The sequence below is a fragment of the Novosphingobium oxfordense genome (genome assembly GCF_044029435.1).
Classification (GTDB): domain Bacteria; phylum Pseudomonadota; class Alphaproteobacteria; order Sphingomonadales; family Sphingomonadaceae; genus Novosphingobium.
Genome location: NZ_CP147005.1, coordinates 1,327,088 through 1,342,458, shown reverse-complemented (window position 1 = coordinate 1,342,458; position 15,371 = coordinate 1,327,088). Strand labels below are relative to the sequence as shown.

Here is a 15,371-nt window from a genome sequence, read left to right as displayed (position 1 = left end):
CATGATCGCCTCGGCCAGAATCGGTACGGGGACGGAAAGGGAGCGGCACATAGGAGCCAAGAGGAGACGCAACAACCGGGCGGCCCAAGATGTAAACACCCAATCGATAAGCCGCACCCCGGGACGCGCGGCTCGTCGCCATGTCAGCCAACCGGCGTCAAGGAGGCAAGAATGCCTGATCGATGCGACGGCCCCGGATGCCGATCCGATCGTCCGCCCCCTCCCCGCCCGCAAGGCGCCCGCGAATCAGAAAATTGAATCGACGAAGCCCCTCTTTCCCAAGAGCGTCCTCACTGAGCCGTTTTTCTGTGGGTTCGATTTCCACTTTCCAGCGTTTCGAAAGGCGAGGTACAAATCGGGCATCGTGCTTACGGACAAAAAAATGGCAAACGCCAATCCCAAAGGACGCGCAGAACGAGCGAAGCTTATGAACTTCGAAGTCGCGGCCCGCAGCTCTAGAATATTGTACTTTATCTAGCTGCCGAGCCGTTCGCTCCGGGCATCACCGGGAAAAACGCATGAACTGCTGCCGGTCCCATCGCCGGGCTTGCCGAACGAAGCGACGGCAATATGCGGATAGGCGCAGATCAATTGCTGACGCAGTAGCCTGCCGTCGGCGTACTTGCTGGCGACGAAGAAATCCGGCGCAGCGCCGCCGCTGGCCCAGGCGTCGATAACGCCCAGCTTGTCGAACGTGTCGCAGCCGGGGCCGCCTTGGCAGTGATCCATGCCGGGCAGCGCGAACAGGCGCACGGCGGATCCGGCGTCGATCCCACCGGCCTTGGCATTCGCCAGCACTGCATCGTGCCAGCCCATCAGCTCGCCGGGATGGTGATAGTCGTTCCAACCGATATAGAGCAGCAGCTTGCCGCCGCGCCGCAGAAAGGCGTCAAGGTCGGGTTTGACCTCGAAACGTCCTCCGGTCGCCGCGCCGGCGGCGGCCACGTCCTCCGACCAGTCCATCTTCAGCGGTGACCATTCGGCCGACTGGAACGCGGCATAGCGAAAGAAATCGGCGGCATTGGTGAACTCCTTGCCGCTGGCGAACATCGCCAACTGGCTTTCGGAGCCCAGCGCCGGGCCAGGGAAAATCAGCCGTCCGCTGGCCGGATCTACCGGCCCGCGATAGATCAGGTCCAGAAAATCGACTTGCGCTTGCGTCAGGCAATCGGCCGTCACGCCGGGCTTGCAGAGCAACTGGCGCGGGCGAAAGCCGCAGGCTGCCGGGTTCTCGATATAGCCCTGCGCCTTGCCCACCGGGCCGGCGCAGGCCTCTATCGCCGCGCGGGTGACCATCGCGTAGCCTTCCGGCGGGATATAGCGCTTGGGATCCTGCGCCAGCAGCCATTGCGGCCACATCTGCGCGGCATTGAAGTTCGCCAAAGGGTTCGGCGGGGCGCCGGCGACGATACCGTCGTAATCCTCGGGATAGCGCTGCGCCTCGATCAGCGCCTGTAATCCGCCCAGCGAGCAGCCGATGAAATAGGAATGGCTGGCGGCGCGGCCGAAGAAGCGCTGCACCAGCAGCTTTGCCTGCTCCGTCATCAGGTGGTTGGCGCGCCCGGCATAGTCGTCCAGCTTGTCCGGCTGCCCCAGCGCGAAACGGCCGCCGTGGCCCATGCTGTCATCATGCCCGGTATCATTGGCGGCGACGGCATAGCCCTGCGCCAGCCCGGTCTGCATGGTGCCGTAGGGGATCGATCCGCCCCAGCCGAAATTGCCAAGGCCCAGGAACTTGCCGTTCCAGCCCTTTGCGGGCAGCCAAACCTCGGTGCGGATCGCCGATCCGGCGGCGGGCTTCAGCACGAAGGATACGCGGCAGAACCCTGGATTGGCGGCCTGCGTGGCCTGCCCGGCGATATTCATGCCCGGCGCGCTTTCCCAGTCGGAATTGGGCAGGTCCAGCTTGCCTGGCGCCACCATCCGCGCTTGCACCTCGGCCGACTGCGCGGTCAAAGCCTTGGCCAGTGCGGCGCAGGAGGCCTGAGCCGGTTCGGCGGCATGCGCCACGCCGGGCGCCACGAAAGCCAGCAGCGCCGGGGCAGCGGAAAGGGCCAGTTTCGCGAACCTGCGTCTGGTCATGCAATTTCTCCGGCGAAAAGGATGTGTACGGGGCGCGGCAGGTCCAGCCCATTGCGCGTCGGGGAAACCCGGCCACTGGCGCGGTCGATGGCGAAGACTTCCACCCGGCTCGATTTCTCGTTGGCGACCAGCATCCACGATCCTGCCGGATCGATCGCGAAGTGCCAGGGAAAATCGCCGCCGCAGGACAGGCGCTGAAGCAGCGTGAGCTTGCCGGTTGCCGGGTCGATGGCGTGGACGACGATTGTGTTCTCGCTCCGGTCGGTAAGATAGAGCTTCGTGCCATCGGCACTGATCGCCAGTTCGGAGCTGCTCCGCTCGCCCGAAAACCCGGCCGAGGAGGTGGAGCGCGCGTCGATCAAAGTCAGTTCGCCGGTTTCGCCGTTCCAGCCGAACGTCAGAAGTTCGCCGCTCAGCTCGGTCAGCGCGAACATCACGCGGCCACCCGGATGGAACAGGACGTGGCGCGGGCCGCTGCCCGGCGCGGCCACGTAATCGAGGTGACGGTCCGGTCGGTCATAGCGCAAGGCGCGCGTCTGCCGGTCGAAGCGATGGACGAAGATGCGATCGGCACCAAGGTCGGGCACCAGCGCGAACCGGCCGGTCGGGTCCACCGCGACGCCGTGCGGATGCGAACTGCCCTGCCGCTTCATCGGCCCCGATCCATGCTCGATCAGGACGGAGGATACCGGGCCAAGGCCGTCGTCCGAACGGATCGGGATGGTCGAAACGGTGCTGCCGCCGAAGTTGGTGGCCAGCAGCGTCATCGACGGCGCATCGAGGTGCAGGTGCGTGGTGCCGCCGCCTTGCGCGATCGTCTCGCCAATGCGCTGGAGGCGTCCACTGGTGCGGTCGATCCGATAGGCGACGACGGCGCCGCTTTCCCACCCCTCGTTGCCGTCCTCGCGCACGTAGTAGACCACCTCGCCAGCCGGGTGGAGGATGCCCCAGGTCGGTGCCGACTGCTCGGCCGCCACGCCGATGGGGGAGAGTGTGCCGCGCCGGGTGTCGAAGCGCGCGGCGTGGATCTGGCTGCCATGCATGCCGAAGTAGACCAGCGCGTCGGATGCCGGTGCCGAACTGGCAAGGGCGCGCCCTGCCCCCGTCATCGCCAGACCGCCAAGAGCCAATCCCCCCAGCACCGCACGCCGCGAGGCGGCAAGTTCGATCGTTCGCGTATTCAAGTAATCCATCCTCGGATCAGGCATCGGGAAGCGGCGTGGTCTGCCATGAGACGAGCTGCCAGCGGCCATCGCGCCAGGCGTAGACGCCCAGCACGCTGGCCTTCATCGTCCGCTCCCCCACCTGCATCGTCAGGTTGGCGCGACTGGTGCCGACATCGCCGTAGACGTGGACCACGCGGTCGCTGGGATCGATGCGGCGATAGTCGAGATGGCCGTCGCGCAGCGCGGCAAGGTGATCGCCACGCGTCTCTCGCCGGCCATTGGCGTGGCAATAGACCAGTTCGTCGCCCAGGCTGGCGTCGACCGTGGCGAAGTCATGGCTGATCTGCGCGGCGAAGAACGCGTCCTCCGTCGCGATCAGCGAGGCTTCGTCATGGGCCGCGGCGGCATGAGCGGCGCGCGCGAGAACCGGCGCGGTCGGGATCATGCCGGCCAGGGCGGCAGGCAGGATCAGGGCGCGAAAGGCATGTCGGGTCATGGGCATCACTTCCAGAACAGGCCGCGCCGTCCGCCCCTGGCGCGCTTGCGCCAGAGTTCGACGTACATGACGAGGCCAGAGAGGGAGAAATAGACGAGCGCGAGGCCTGCCAGCAGGTCCAGCCAGCGACCGGGCATGCCGACAATATCGCCGCGATGGAGCCGCTTGGCGGTCTCATGCGCCTGCCAGCCGAACGGGAACGGCACAGGCGGATAGCCAGGCTCGGTCAGGGCCATGGCCTTGCCGGATTCGGCGTTGTAGACCAGTTGGCGCGAATTCTCGCCACCGGTCACCACCACGCCCTGATGATAGCCGGCATAGTCGCGCAGGCGCACGACCTTCACCGGATGGCCCGCCATCTCGCGCTCGGCGGCGGACAGGGTAACCACCAGCATTCCCGGCAGGCGCGCATCGTCCAGCGGAGTCAGCGCGCCGGGGCGCAGCGGATCGCCCATCTGCGGGCCGATCTCGCGGATTTTCAGCGCGAGGCCAGCGCTCTCGATGGCCAGCCACATTCCACTGAATGTCACCACCATCAGCGGCACCGCCATCACGATCGCGGTCCAGCGGTGGATCTGCCGCCACTGGTCGCCGCCCTTCCAGAACAGTCCGTTGCGCTTCATCCGCTGCCGCGCGCCCAGCAGGCGGAAGTAGATCAGCAGGCCGGTGACGATCAGCGTGCCCAGCGCGATCGGCGCCATCAGGTTCAGCACAAGCGCCCAGTCGCCGAACGTCGTCATACGGTGCAGGTGCTTGAAGAAATTGCGAATGGAACCCTCCGGCGCGGTGTCGACCTTGTCCGCCGAAGTGCGATCGATCAGCCGGCCGCTGGCAAGGTCCACGGTCACATGCCCGCGCCCCTCGCCGAACCGCGCGACCGGCTTGTCGCCGATCATGCGGAATTCGGCATAGACCAGCGGCACATCGCCGAAGGCCCCGCGCACATCGGCCAGCCCTTTCCGCAAATTGGCGGCATAATCGAAGTTTGCCGGCAGCGCCTTGGCCAGGTAGTCCCGCGTCTGGCGCACCTGGAAATCGCCCGGCCCGTCGAAGCTTTCGCGAATGGCCTGTACGTCGAGGTCGCTGGCCGGGGCCTTGCCGACCAGCTTGTAGAGGTCCAGCCCCTGCATCAGCGTCCCGGTCACGCCCAGGAACAGGAGCAGCAGCGCGAAGAAAACGGTAACGAACCGGTGGATGGACTTGAGCTTCAGCATTCTATCCTGCTTGCGAACACGAAGGGCGGCCCCGCCCCTCGGGAGGTGAGCGACGGGGCCATGGGAAAGATCAGAACTTGTAGGCCAGTCGTACGCCGTAGAAACGCGGCGTGGTGGTGTAGAAGGCCAGGTAGTTGTCCGGCATCGGGCCCGGCGCATGGTTGCCGACGCCGCCGTAAACACCGCCGAAATAGGACCCGGTGACGAAGCTGGTGCGCTGCACCTTGTTCTCGATATTCTCGACGAAGACCTGGATCGAATAGCGCCCGTCATCGCCCTCGTACGTGAGGTTCGCGTCGCTTCGGGTATAGTCCGGCTGCTTGTAGCGCACGCCGTCGCCGAAATCGCTGAGGTAGTAGGATCCGCTGTACTTGATCGCCGCGTGCAACCTCAGCTTGCCCTTACTGCCGACGTCGAAGGCATGGTCGATCGCGGCGGTGGCGAAGACGCTGGGGGCAAGGTCCACCGGATCGCCGGAGAAGTCGATCCCGTCGCCCACGAAACGGTTCACGCCCGCCACATAGTCCTTGTACTTACTGTGCAGCAGCGAGAACGAGGCGGATAGCGTGGTCTGCCGGGCGATGGCGTAAGTCGCCTCGTTCTCCCAGCCGTAGATTTCGACCGGCACCGTCTCGGTGAACAGCGCCTGCTGGCCATTGGGGAACAGCGCGATGCTGTTCACCTGATAATCCGAATAATCGTAGTAGAACGCCGATGACGACAACGTCAGCCCGGCGACCGGCCGCCCCTTGTAGCCCACCTCGTACGCGGTGAGGAACGCCGGCTTGTAGTTGCCGATGCCGCCGGTCGTCTGGTCGTAATCGTTGAAGCCGCCAGGCTTGAAGCCGGTTGAAACCGACGCATAGATCAGGTCGCTGGGCGTCATCTGGAAGTTCGCGCCAAGCCGCCAGGTGAACTTGTGGTCCTTTTCCGAACCGTTGTTCGCTCCGCCCACGCAGTCGTTGGGATATGTGCAGATCGCATTGCCCTGATCGTCCGGATAGGGCGGCGGCGGGAAGCCGGCGTCGAAATTGAACGGCAGGGTGAACGTGCCGACCCGGTCCAGCTTGTTCTGCGTATAGCGTGCGCCCGCAACTAGGCCGATCCGATCGGTGACGTTGAAGGTCGCCTGTCCGAACACGCCATAGGATTTCTGGGTCGTCGTGTTCACGGGGCCGGCGTAGTAATAGTACCGCGACTGATCGAGCGGGGCGTCGATCTGGGCATTCCAGGTCAGGCCGCTTTCATCGTTCTTTTCCTGATAGTAATTGGCGCCCACGACATAGTCGATGAAGCCCGGTTCCTCGTTGGATGCGCGCAGTTCGACTTGCTTGGCCACCGAACGGCTACGCTGGAGATAGAATTGGAAGGCCGGCCCGAACGCGGTGGGCGAAAACGTCGGCTCGACCTTGGAATTGGCGTTCGCCGCCACGTCGTTGGTCTGCGTCCCCTGCTGTTCGAAGCGGAAGTTCTGGTAGGAGCCTAGCAGATCGAACTGGATACCGCCCGCCTTGGCCCTGAGGCTGGCATCGTAGAGCCGGAAGCTCGCATCGAGGTAGGCAGGCACCGGATTGGTCAGCGTACGCAGCGCCGCCGTACCGGTGTCATTGTGGGCCTGAAGCTGGGTTTCCAGCGCATAAGTGCTGCCCGCCCCGCCCTGATGGCCCAGCGTCGCGGTGAACCGCGCCTCCAGCGCATCGCTGGGGGACACCAGCAGCGAAATGCGTCCCGCCGCATCCTTCTGGTCGTTCCGCGCCCGCGCCAGCGACTTGCTGAAGGTATAGGTCTGGCCGTTGGCATCGATGGTGGTGTCCATCGGTTTCGAATAGCCGTCGCGGTTGTTGAAAGTGCCCGACACGCGCAGCGCCACGATCTGGCCGAGCGGCACGTTCAGCGCCGCCTCCCCCCGCATGGCGTTGAAATTGCCGTATTCGATGCGGGCGAAGCCCTCCGTCTCGCCCAGCTTCGGCGCATTGGTGATAACGTTCACCGCGCCCCCGGTGGAGCTGCGGCCATAGAGCGTACCTTGCGGCCCGCGCAGCACTTCCACGCGGCTGATATCGAAAAACGCGCCCGAGCGGGCGTAGCCGCGCCCGACGTACATGCCGTCGATGTTGAAGGCGATGTCCTGCGAACCCTTGCTGGACGTGTCGGTGGAAGAAACGCCGCGGATCGCCACCTGTAAGCCATCACGCCCGGTGGAGATATTGACGTTGGGCACCACGTTCTGAAGGTCCGCCGCGCTGTTCACGCCCTGCTCCTTCAGCGCATCGCCTGAGAGCACCGACAGCGCCGCCGGCGTCTTCAGCGCGGTGGAGGCGCGCTTCATGGCAGTGACGATGATTTCCTGCGAGCCAGGCGCATCCGCGGCTCCGCCCTGTTCTTGCGCCAGTGCTGGCGTTGCCGCAATTGCGATCGCCAGGGCACTCGTGCCTGGCAGCATGCATCTCGAAATGCCCATTCCCTACCCCTCCTCATACCGGCCGGTTTCAAGCCGGCTCGGCATCCATTCTGTTCTTTCCCGGCATCGCGACCGGTCGATGAGGGGCTTAGGGCGCCAACCTAAACCGAAGACGAACGGATGGGGGCAATATCTCGCGCCAAGCATGAATTGAATGTCTCGGGGCGAGCGATAAGTTCTAGGCATCTACGATGCCGATGTTTTGCTCGAACGGCCAAGAACGCGAAGAAGGAGAGGATGACCTTGCGCTTGTTACTTGTTGAGGACGACCAACGGCTTTCGGACAAGCTGCAACGTTTCCTGATAGGGGAAGGCTTCGTCGTCGACCTGGTAACGGATGGAGAGGATGCGCTTCATCTCGGCCTCACGCAGGAATATGCGGCTGCGGTGCTGGACTTGGGCCTGCCATCGCTGGACGGCATGGCCATTCTCCAGGCGTGGCGACAAAACCAGCGTGATCTGCCGGTCCTGATCCTGACGGCGCGCGATACCTGGCTCGACCGGATTGCCGGCTTCAAAGCCGGGGCCGATGACTATCTGGTGAAACCCTTTCATCCCGAGGAAGCCGTTTTGCGTTTGCGGGCGCTTATCCGCCGCTCCGGTTCGCACAACAGCGCCAAGATCGTTTGCGGGACCCTCACCTACGACGGGATGACCGGCGGTATGGAAATGGCGGGGCAGCCGCTGAAGCTGACTGCCTTCGAACTGCGCCTGCTCACCGCTCTCATCACCCGCAAAGGTGTGGCGGTTAGCCGGAACCACCTGATCGCCAGCGTCTACGGTTATGACGAGGATGCCGAGGCAGGTTCGCTGGAGGTGATCATGAGCCGCCTGCGGCGCAAGATCTCCCCGCATATCATTGAGCCCATTCGCGGCTATGGCTACCGACTGGTCGGATTGCCGTCGTGAAGCTGCCCCTGTCGATCCATGCCCGGCAAATCGTTATCGCTGTCGTGGCAGGCATGGTCGCGTTGATGGTTTCCTGGCAGGCGAACAAGAGCGTTCTCGACCTGGTCATCACGACCAGCCTCAACGACAAGATGGATGCGCAACTGGGTGGGATCGAGCGGGCCGTGGATGCCGACGGCCGGTTGCATCCCGACCGCATTCTCCTGCTGCCCGATTACGACCTGCCGACGGCGGGTTGGGGTTGGGATGTGCGCACTGTAGCGGGGCACTGGCATAAGGGACCGCGGCCAGCGCAATCGGCGTATGCGGACGGCACCATCCAGGTGGAGCACGGCGCCTACAGCGGGCGCGGATGGAAGGTGGACGGCACCCGCGTCCACTTGCGCCAGCGCCGCAGCGGCACGCCGGAAAAGCCTGTGATCGTGACGGTGATCGCCCCCGATTCGCTCATCAAGGCTCCTATCCGCCATGCGCTGATCCCGACGATTTCGGCACTTGTGCTGCTGGCGCTGATCCTTGCACTGACGGCGTTGCTTCAGGTGCATTTCGGGCTCAAGCCGGTCCGTCGGCTACAGACCAATCTGGCCGACATCCGCAATGGAACGCGTCAATTATTGCCCGAAGCACAGCCTGGAGAGCTTAAGCCCCTTGCAGCGGAGATCAACGCGCTGATCTCTCAGCAGGAACTCAGCCTCAATCACGCGCGCCAACACATGGCCAATCTGGCTCACGGGGTAAAGACGCCGCTCGCCACGCTGGCTTTCATCATGACGCGCGATGCCGGGAACAACGAGGAGGTGCGATCGCTGGTCGCTGCGATCGACAATCGTGTGGCGCATCACTTGCGACGTGCTCGCAGTGCGGCCATCAGCGGGGCCCCCCGACTACGATGCGATGCCTGGCAGATCACCACCGATCTGATCCTCGTGCTGCAACAGCTTCACGGCCAGAAAGCCATACGTGTCCGAAACGATCTGCCGCAGCCTTGCCAGCTAGCCGTAGATGCTGAGGATTTCGGAGAAATCCTTGGCAACCTGCTGGAAAATGCCTTTCGGCACTGCCGCGAAGCGATCAACGTCACTGGCACAGCGGCAGAGGGTCGCCATATCCGCATCGTCGTGGAGGACGATGGCAGCGGGATCACCGATATGCTCATCAATGAGGCGATGCTCCCCGGCCGCCGCCTTGACGAAACCGGCAAGGGATACGGTCTGGGCCTGAATATCACGAGGGAATTGGTGGAATTGTACAACGGCAGCATAGATCTGGCACAATCGCCGAATCTGGGCGGGCTCAGCTGCACGATCACGCTGCCACTTAGCTTGAAACGCTAATTGGAATTGCTTTCGTGAGCACGGATGGAGTGGCCGGCCGCTGCAATGCCGGCCTTTTCTGGACAGGCAATTTTACCGTAGCGCGATCCATTATCACGAAAAAGATGCCGCCATCGCGCGATGGCGATGGCGGCAAGTCGAACCGGCATGGCGTGAAGGACTGCGCGTAAAGCGCCTTCATATGCCGGTTCGGGAGGTATGTCGACAATTCGTCGAAAACTTCGCCATCGGCCCCATTCGTGGGCAACCTTGTTCGAGCGCAATTTCATTAAGAGCACTCTAACGGCCAATCGCTCACAGACACAATCCGTGGCGAGCAACTGTTTTGCCGATCGATGAATGATCGACTCCGCGATAAATTTTGCCGTCCATCGGTCAAAATACCTTGTTTTCGACACAAATCCGCCCGGAAATCGGCAACCGTTATGTCGCACGCGGGACTTAGCTGCCGTCAAACAGGATCCTTTTATCTGGACTCGAATAGGGCAATCATTGACAATCAAAGGATCGACCTTGGCCCGGAAGCCAGGCGTGAACCTTTGGGAGAGCTGGATTGGGTCAGCGTGAATCGGCTCGCACCGAATGGCGTCGCCATTGGCCGATGGTCCTTGCGGCCTGCATAGGCTTTTCGTTCATGTCGTTCATGACGGCGGCCGCAGGCGTGTTCATGGATCCGCTTGCTGAAGAGTTCCATTGGGGGCGGACCGAACTCACGCTGGGCATGGCCATCGCATCGTTGCTTTCCATTCTGTGCTCGCCGTTTGTGGGCAACCTGATCGACCGCTTCGGCTCACGGCGGCTTGCCCTGCCCGGCCTTGTGCTGACGGCCATGGCGATTGCGGCGTTTTCACTGACGGACGGATCGCTAACCCAATGGATCGGTCTATGGCTCGCATGGGGCATTGTGGCACTGCTGATCCAGTCGACCCTGTGGTCGGCCGCAATCGCCAGCGTATTCACAAGCGGGCGCGGCCTGGCGCTGGGGGTTACCATGTCTGGCACCGCGCTTGCGCAAGTCGTCGCCCCGCCCTTGGCCAATTACATCATCGAACGATCGGGATGGCGTGCCGCTTACGCGATCATGGGGTTGGGATGGGGTGCACTGGCGCTCGTCCTGTCGGCTTTGTTCCTGTTCGACGTGCGCGATCGTGAACGGAAGCAAAGTCTGTCCGCGGCGCCGGCCAGGATCGACCTTGCAGGGCTGTCACTATCGCAGGCGTGGCGGGATTCCTCGCTCTGGAAAGTGGCCGTCGCCACGTTCCTCGTCCTGACCGTTACCATCGCCATCGTCGTCCACCAGTTCCCCATTTTGGTCGAGGCGGGGATGAGCCGCGGCCAGGCGGCCTGGCTGGTCAGCCTGTCAGGCGTGGCCGGGGTTCTGGGCAAGCTGGTTTCGGGCACGCTGATAGACCGCTTCCACGCGCGCGTCGTGGGCGGCGTGACGCTCGCCTCCACCGCGATCGGGTGGCCGATGCTGATGGCCGGAATTGCAACGCCGGCCACGATCATCCTGGGCATCATGATAAGCGGCTATGCAGCAGGAACGAAGATCCAGTTATGCAGCTACCTGACCGCGCGTTACGCGGGCATGCGCAACTACGGCACTATCTTCGGCTTCATGACCAGCGTCATCGCCCTTGCCTCGGCCGTCGGACCGCTGGCGGCAGGGCTCTCCTACGACCGATATGACAGCTACACGCCCCTGCTGCTGACAGGCGTCGTCATTTCCCTCGTTTCAGGCGGGCTGGTGTTCAGCTTGCGCGACTATCCTGATTGGCACGCCTCTGTGCCCACGAATGCATGAGGATCCACCAATGAACCCCACGCCGCCGATTACCCGATCGGGCCTGCCCAACGCTGTTGTGGTCGGCGCCGGCGGATTGGGCATGGCGATCGCCCGCAGGATGGCGCAGCAGCACCGCGTCATCCTCGCCGATATCGACGAGACGCTGGCCTTGCGTCAGGCCGCAGCGCTGGTCGATGAGGGGGGCGAGGCATTGGCCGTGCACTGCGATGTGACGGACGCCGCCTCCATCGCAAGACTGGCCGGAATCGTTGATGAAAACGGCGGATTTCATGCGCTGGTCCATGTCGCGGGACTATCGATCGCGGCGGGGGACTTTGGAGCGATCCTGAAAGTCAATCTGCGCGGCCCCGCGCTTGTCGCGGCAAGTCTGCTGCCATTGGCAAGCCCCGGATCATGCGCAGTGTTGATCTCCTCCATGGCCGCGCATCTCTCGCAACCCGATGCGCTGGCCCGCCAAATCCTGTCCGAACCGACGCGCCCCGACCTCACCGATCTCCTGGCCGAGCATCTGGGCCCCGATGGCGCCACGCCGGCAGCCGCTTATGCCCTTTCCAAATCCGGCCTGCTCATGCTTGCCCGGCACAAGGCGGCGGAATGGGGGCAGCGAGGCGCACGGATAGTGTCGCTTTCTCCCGGCATGATTGCCACGCCGATGGGACGTGGCGCTTATGCCGAGAGCCCTAACAAGGCACGCATGTTCGCCAGGAGCCCGCTCCAGCGCGAAGGCGCGATGCACGAGATTGCCGATGCGGTCGAATTCCTCATCTCGCCGCGCGCCGCCTTCATCAGCGGTACGGACCTGCTGGTCGACGGCGGCCTGAGCGCCGCCCTCACCAGCCCGTGATCAATCGACGACTTCGTCCTCCAGCCGCATCTGAAAACGCGCCCTGATCCGCCGCGCCCATACCTTGCGGCTGTATTGGCTGGCAATCGCGGCCAATTCCGGATCGCCTTGCAGCAAGGCACCGAATTCCATCAGCCGGGCATTGCGCCAGTTCTGCACGAATTGGCGATGCTCTGGCGAGACATCGTCGATCACCGGCCCCTGATAGGTACGGCGTGAGAACGCGACGTTTATATCGAAGATCAGCTTGATGTACGCACTGTCGGCCAGTGTGAAGACGATGTCCTGCGTCTCCCGCTCCAGTTCACGCACCGCGTCGAACGCCGCATCGTCCGATATCGCGCGTGTGCGTTCGAGCAAGGATTCGATCAATTCGACAATCTCGTCATGCGGTGCGCGGGCAGCCTTGCGCATCGCCTCCACCCACAACGCCGTGGCGATCACGGTGACGTCTTGCGGCGGGACATCCACCGTCGAAAGATAAGTGCTGACGACGGTCTCGATCGTCGAGGCATCCGGACGCGAGCCGAAGTAGCCGCCGTTATTGCCGCGCCGAACCAGCAGCAGCCCTTCCCGCTCGACCAGACGCGCCGCCTGGCGGACGGTGGCGCGGGCAAAGCCAAGCTCCGAAATAAGCGCCTCTTCGCGCCCGAGAGCGGCTCCCGGCTCCCGGGAGAGAACGATCTCCCGCAATCGTTCGGCAGCGGCATCGAGTGCCGACTTGGTTTCGCGCTTGGTCATCAGCGTGGGTCAAAACACAAAACCCTGCCCCGCGTCCAGTCTGTTCGCAGCAGCGATGCGGGATGGCCGTCCGATTGCTTGACAGACTTATAGAGTATCCTGTTTAAATCATCCCGACAAAGGAATCGGGGGCAGGATGGCTCCCAAGAACCCTTTCAGGATAAAAATTGGAGAGAGGCATGGCACGTCTTCCTTGGGACATGAGCGGCCGCGTCGTCGTCGTTTCGGGCGGCAATGCAGGTATCGGCTTGGGCTTCGCACGCGGCATCGCCCGCGCGGGCGGCGACGTCGTGATCTGGGGACGCCGCAAGGATCGGAATGAGGAAGCGGCCCGCGAACTGGCCGAATTCGGCGGACGCGTTTTCGCGCAGGAAGTGGACGTTGCCGACGAAGCGCGCGTGGTAGAAGCCTTCGCCGAAGCCGTCGACCAGATGGGCCGCGTCGATGGCGCCATAGCGAATGCCGGCCTTATGAAGAACCAGGGCTGCTTCACCAACATGACGGGCGAAGCCTGGCACGAACTGCTTTCGGTGAACCAGCACGGCGCATTCTATCTGGCAAGGGAGGCGGCGCGGCACATGCGCACCCGCGCCGAAGCGGGTGATCCGGGCGGATCGATCCTGTTCTGCGCCAGCCTTTCGGCCGTCACTGGGTCTATCGGCATGCAGCATTACAACGCATCCAAGGGCGCGATGGCAGCGCTGGCGCGCGGCATCGCGGTCGACCTTGGCAAGTACGGCATCCGCGCCAACACGGTTTGCCCCGGTTATACCGAGAGCGAGACGGTGAAGGACCAGGGACCGGACTCGCCGCTCGGCAGCCAGGTGCGCGAACGCTGTCCGATCCCGCGGTTCGGCAACCCTTCCGATTTCGAAGGGATCGGCGTCTACTTCATGAGCGATGCCTCACGCTACCACACCGGCGACCTCGTGCGCGTCGATGGTGGATGGATGGCGAACGCCGGCAAGCTCAACACCGCAGCGGAGCGCCGGGCATGAGCGCGGCGCCGACGAAGGACGCTGAGAAAGTCCAGACCAAGGTCTTCAAGGTCGAACAGTTCCGCAATCCTGGGATAGCACCGGAACGCCGCGCCGAGCTTGAAGCCGCCGAGGCCGAACCGCTCGACATGTCGGTGGAAGGCATCCTGGCCGATGCCAGGGCGCAGACCGGGCTTTCCGATTTCGGGCCGATGGACTTCACGCAGCGCCTTGGCGCGCTGGTCGGCGAAGTTGCTGCGAACCCCAATCTCTGGCGTTTCGCCAAGGCGCAGTTCCGTGCCGCCTGCGTGAAGCAGGCAGCCAATCGCCTCAAGAACAAAGCCTTCCTCGATACGCATCCGGAGGTCGACGATCAGGTCATAGATCGCCCGATCATCATCGTCGGCCTGCCGCGATCGGGCACGACCCACCTGGAAAACCTTATCGCCGCCGACCGCCGTCTGCGCCACTTGCCCGTCTACCTCGGCTCAGAAGCCGTGCTGGCGCCGGGCGAAGCGGCCGGTGCGGACGGGCTCGATCCGCGCTGGGTACGCTCCAGCGCCCATTGGGAGCGGATGAAGCAGAACGCCATCATGGCGGCCATGCATGAGCATTCGCCCGACCATGCCTGCGGCGAAAACGAGCTGCAGATGCCGGATTTCACGACCTACCAATGGGAATGGATGGCCGAAGTCCCTGCCTGGCGCGACTATCTGCTCGGCCACGACCAGACGCCGCATTACGCCTATGGCAAGCGGATGCTGAAGGCGATCGCCTATCAGTTCCCCTCGGACCGTCGCTGGATCCTCAAGGGTAACCAGCATAGCGAGCAGATCCCCGCGCTGATCGCCAACTATCCCGATGCCTATATCGTCCAGATCCACCGCGACCCGCTGGCGCTGCTGCAATCGGTGCTGACCATGCGCGGGCTCTCGGTACTCGCGCACCAGAAGCAGCCCGACATCCCGGGCCACGTCGCCTATTGGGTCGACCGGATCGAGCGGATGCTGCGTGCTTACCTGCGCGACATGGACAAGGTGCCGGAAGGCCAGCGCCTCGACGTCTTGTTCGGCGACGTCATCGCCGACGATGTCGGCACCGCGCAGCGCGTTCTGGAATTTGCCGGCCTTCCCTCCAGCGAGGAAAGCGTTGCCGACATGCGCGCCTATATGGACAGCCATCCGCGCGGCAAGGATGGGCGGGTGGTCTATGACCTTGCCGGGGATTTCAATCTCGACATCCCCGCGCTGCGCCAGCGCTTTGCCTTCTACACCGACCGCTTCCGCGTGAAACAGGAAGTGCAGTGAGCCATACCGGATGCATTTCCGAAGGGGAGCCGA

General features: G+C 63.6%; 12 protein-coding genes. 6 read left to right on the top strand and 6 right to left on the bottom strand.

All coding sequences use genetic code 11. The annotated features are described in order from the left end of the window. Window positions 1–474: 474 nt before the first annotated feature. From WBP07_RS06205 to WBP07_RS06185, 5 genes are all read right to left on the bottom strand, one after another. Window positions 475–2,082, bottom strand: coding sequence for a tannase/feruloyl esterase family alpha/beta hydrolase (locus WBP07_RS06205; protein ID WP_395394912.1), 1,608 nt, complete (start codon window positions 2,080–2,082; stop codon window positions 475–477). Continuing rightward, window positions 2,079–3,266 (bottom strand): lactonase family protein, encoded by a 1,188-nt coding sequence (locus tag WBP07_RS06200; protein ID WP_395394911.1) that lies wholly within the window; start codon window positions 3,264–3,266, stop codon window positions 2,079–2,081. Before WBP07_RS06200 ends, WBP07_RS06205 begins: the two co-directional genes overlap by 4 nt. Window positions 3,267–3,282: 16 nt before the next feature. Next, complete coding sequence (locus WBP07_RS06195; RefSeq protein ID WP_395394910.1) at window positions 3,283–3,744, bottom strand: nuclear transport factor 2 family protein; 462 nt, start codon at window positions 3,742–3,744, stop codon at window positions 3,283–3,285. A gap of 5 nt (window positions 3,745–3,749) precedes the next feature. Next, the gene (locus WBP07_RS06190) at window positions 3,750–4,958 is read right to left on the bottom strand and encodes a PepSY domain-containing protein (RefSeq protein ID WP_395394909.1); all 1,209 of its coding nucleotides are present in this window, start codon (window positions 4,956–4,958) and stop codon (window positions 3,750–3,752) included. A 70-nt stretch (window positions 4,959–5,028) separates the two neighbouring features. After that, window positions 5,029–7,419, bottom strand: a complete 2,391-nt coding sequence (locus WBP07_RS06185; RefSeq protein ID WP_395394908.1) for a TonB-dependent receptor — start codon at window positions 7,417–7,419, stop codon at window positions 5,029–5,031. A gap of 237 nt (window positions 7,420–7,656) precedes the next feature. Here WBP07_RS06185 and WBP07_RS06180 point away from each other — a divergent pair, with 237 nt between their 5' ends. From WBP07_RS06180 to WBP07_RS06165, 4 genes are all read left to right on the top strand, one after another. Further along, window positions 7,657–8,328, top strand: coding sequence for a response regulator transcription factor (locus WBP07_RS06180; protein ID WP_395394907.1), 672 nt, complete (start codon window positions 7,657–7,659; stop codon window positions 8,326–8,328). Then, window positions 8,325–9,662 carry a sensor histidine kinase gene (locus tag WBP07_RS06175; protein ID WP_395394905.1) on the top strand — a complete coding sequence of 446 codons (1,338 nt, stop codon included), beginning with the start codon at window positions 8,325–8,327 and terminating at the stop codon, window positions 9,660–9,662. The genes WBP07_RS06180 and WBP07_RS06175 overlap by 4 nt, the downstream gene beginning before the upstream one ends. 601 nt (window positions 9,663–10,263) lie before the next feature. Then, on the top strand, window positions 10,264–11,466 hold the full coding sequence (locus tag WBP07_RS06170; protein ID WP_395395734.1) for an MFS transporter: 1,203 nt from the start codon (window positions 10,264–10,266) through the stop codon (window positions 11,464–11,466). A 10-nt stretch (window positions 11,467–11,476) separates the two neighbouring features. Further along, window positions 11,477–12,313, top strand: a complete 837-nt coding sequence (locus tag WBP07_RS06165; protein ID WP_395394904.1) for an SDR family oxidoreductase — start codon at window positions 11,477–11,479, stop codon at window positions 12,311–12,313. Here the strand turns inward: WBP07_RS06165 and WBP07_RS06160 are convergent, their stop codons facing one another. Continuing rightward, window positions 12,314–13,054 (bottom strand): FadR/GntR family transcriptional regulator, encoded by a 741-nt coding sequence (locus tag WBP07_RS06160; RefSeq protein WP_395394903.1) that lies wholly within the window; start codon window positions 13,052–13,054, stop codon window positions 12,314–12,316. Between the two features lie 179 nt (window positions 13,055–13,233). On the opposite strand from WBP07_RS06160, the gene WBP07_RS06155 reads away from it, so the two are divergent. Both WBP07_RS06155 and WBP07_RS06150 read left to right on the top strand, forming a co-directional pair. Then, on the top strand, window positions 13,234–14,052 hold the full coding sequence (locus tag WBP07_RS06155) for an SDR family NAD(P)-dependent oxidoreductase (RefSeq protein ID WP_395394902.1): 819 nt from the start codon (window positions 13,234–13,236) through the stop codon (window positions 14,050–14,052). Next, on the top strand, window positions 14,049–15,338 hold the full coding sequence (locus WBP07_RS06150) for a sulfotransferase family protein (RefSeq protein WP_395394901.1): 1,290 nt from the start codon (window positions 14,049–14,051) through the stop codon (window positions 15,336–15,338). The genes WBP07_RS06155 and WBP07_RS06150 overlap by 4 nt, the downstream gene beginning before the upstream one ends. Window positions 15,339–15,371: the final 33 nt, after the last annotated feature.

Coding starts and splice junctions, on each gene's coding strand:
- WBP07_RS06205 (WP_395394912.1), bottom strand. CDS start 2,082: ATGACCAGACGCAGGTTCGCGAAACTGGCCCTTTCCGCTGCCCCGGCG.
- WBP07_RS06195 (WP_395394910.1), bottom strand. CDS start 3,744: ATGACCCGACATGCCTTTCGCGCCCTGATCCTGCCTGCCGCCCTGGCC.
- WBP07_RS06190 (WP_395394909.1), bottom strand. CDS start 4,958: ATGCTGAAGCTCAAGTCCATCCACCGGTTCGTTACCGTTTTCTTCGCG.
- WBP07_RS06185 (WP_395394908.1), bottom strand. CDS start 7,419: ATGGGCATTTCGAGATGCATGCTGCCAGGCACGAGTGCCCTGGCGATC.
- WBP07_RS06180 (WP_395394907.1), top strand. CDS start 7,657: ATGACCTTGCGCTTGTTACTTGTTGAGGACGACCAACGGCTTTCGGAC.
- WBP07_RS06170 (WP_395395734.1), top strand. CDS start 10,264: ATGGTCCTTGCGGCCTGCATAGGCTTTTCGTTCATGTCGTTCATGACG.
- WBP07_RS06165 (WP_395394904.1), top strand. CDS start 11,477: ATGAACCCCACGCCGCCGATTACCCGATCGGGCCTGCCCAACGCTGTT.
- WBP07_RS06160 (WP_395394903.1), bottom strand. CDS start 13,054: ATGACCAAGCGCGAAACCAAGTCGGCACTCGATGCCGCTGCCGAACGA.
- WBP07_RS06155 (WP_395394902.1), top strand. CDS start 13,234: ATGGCACGTCTTCCTTGGGACATGAGCGGCCGCGTCGTCGTCGTTTCG.
- WBP07_RS06150 (WP_395394901.1), top strand. CDS start 14,049: ATGAGCGCGGCGCCGACGAAGGACGCTGAGAAAGTCCAGACCAAGGTC.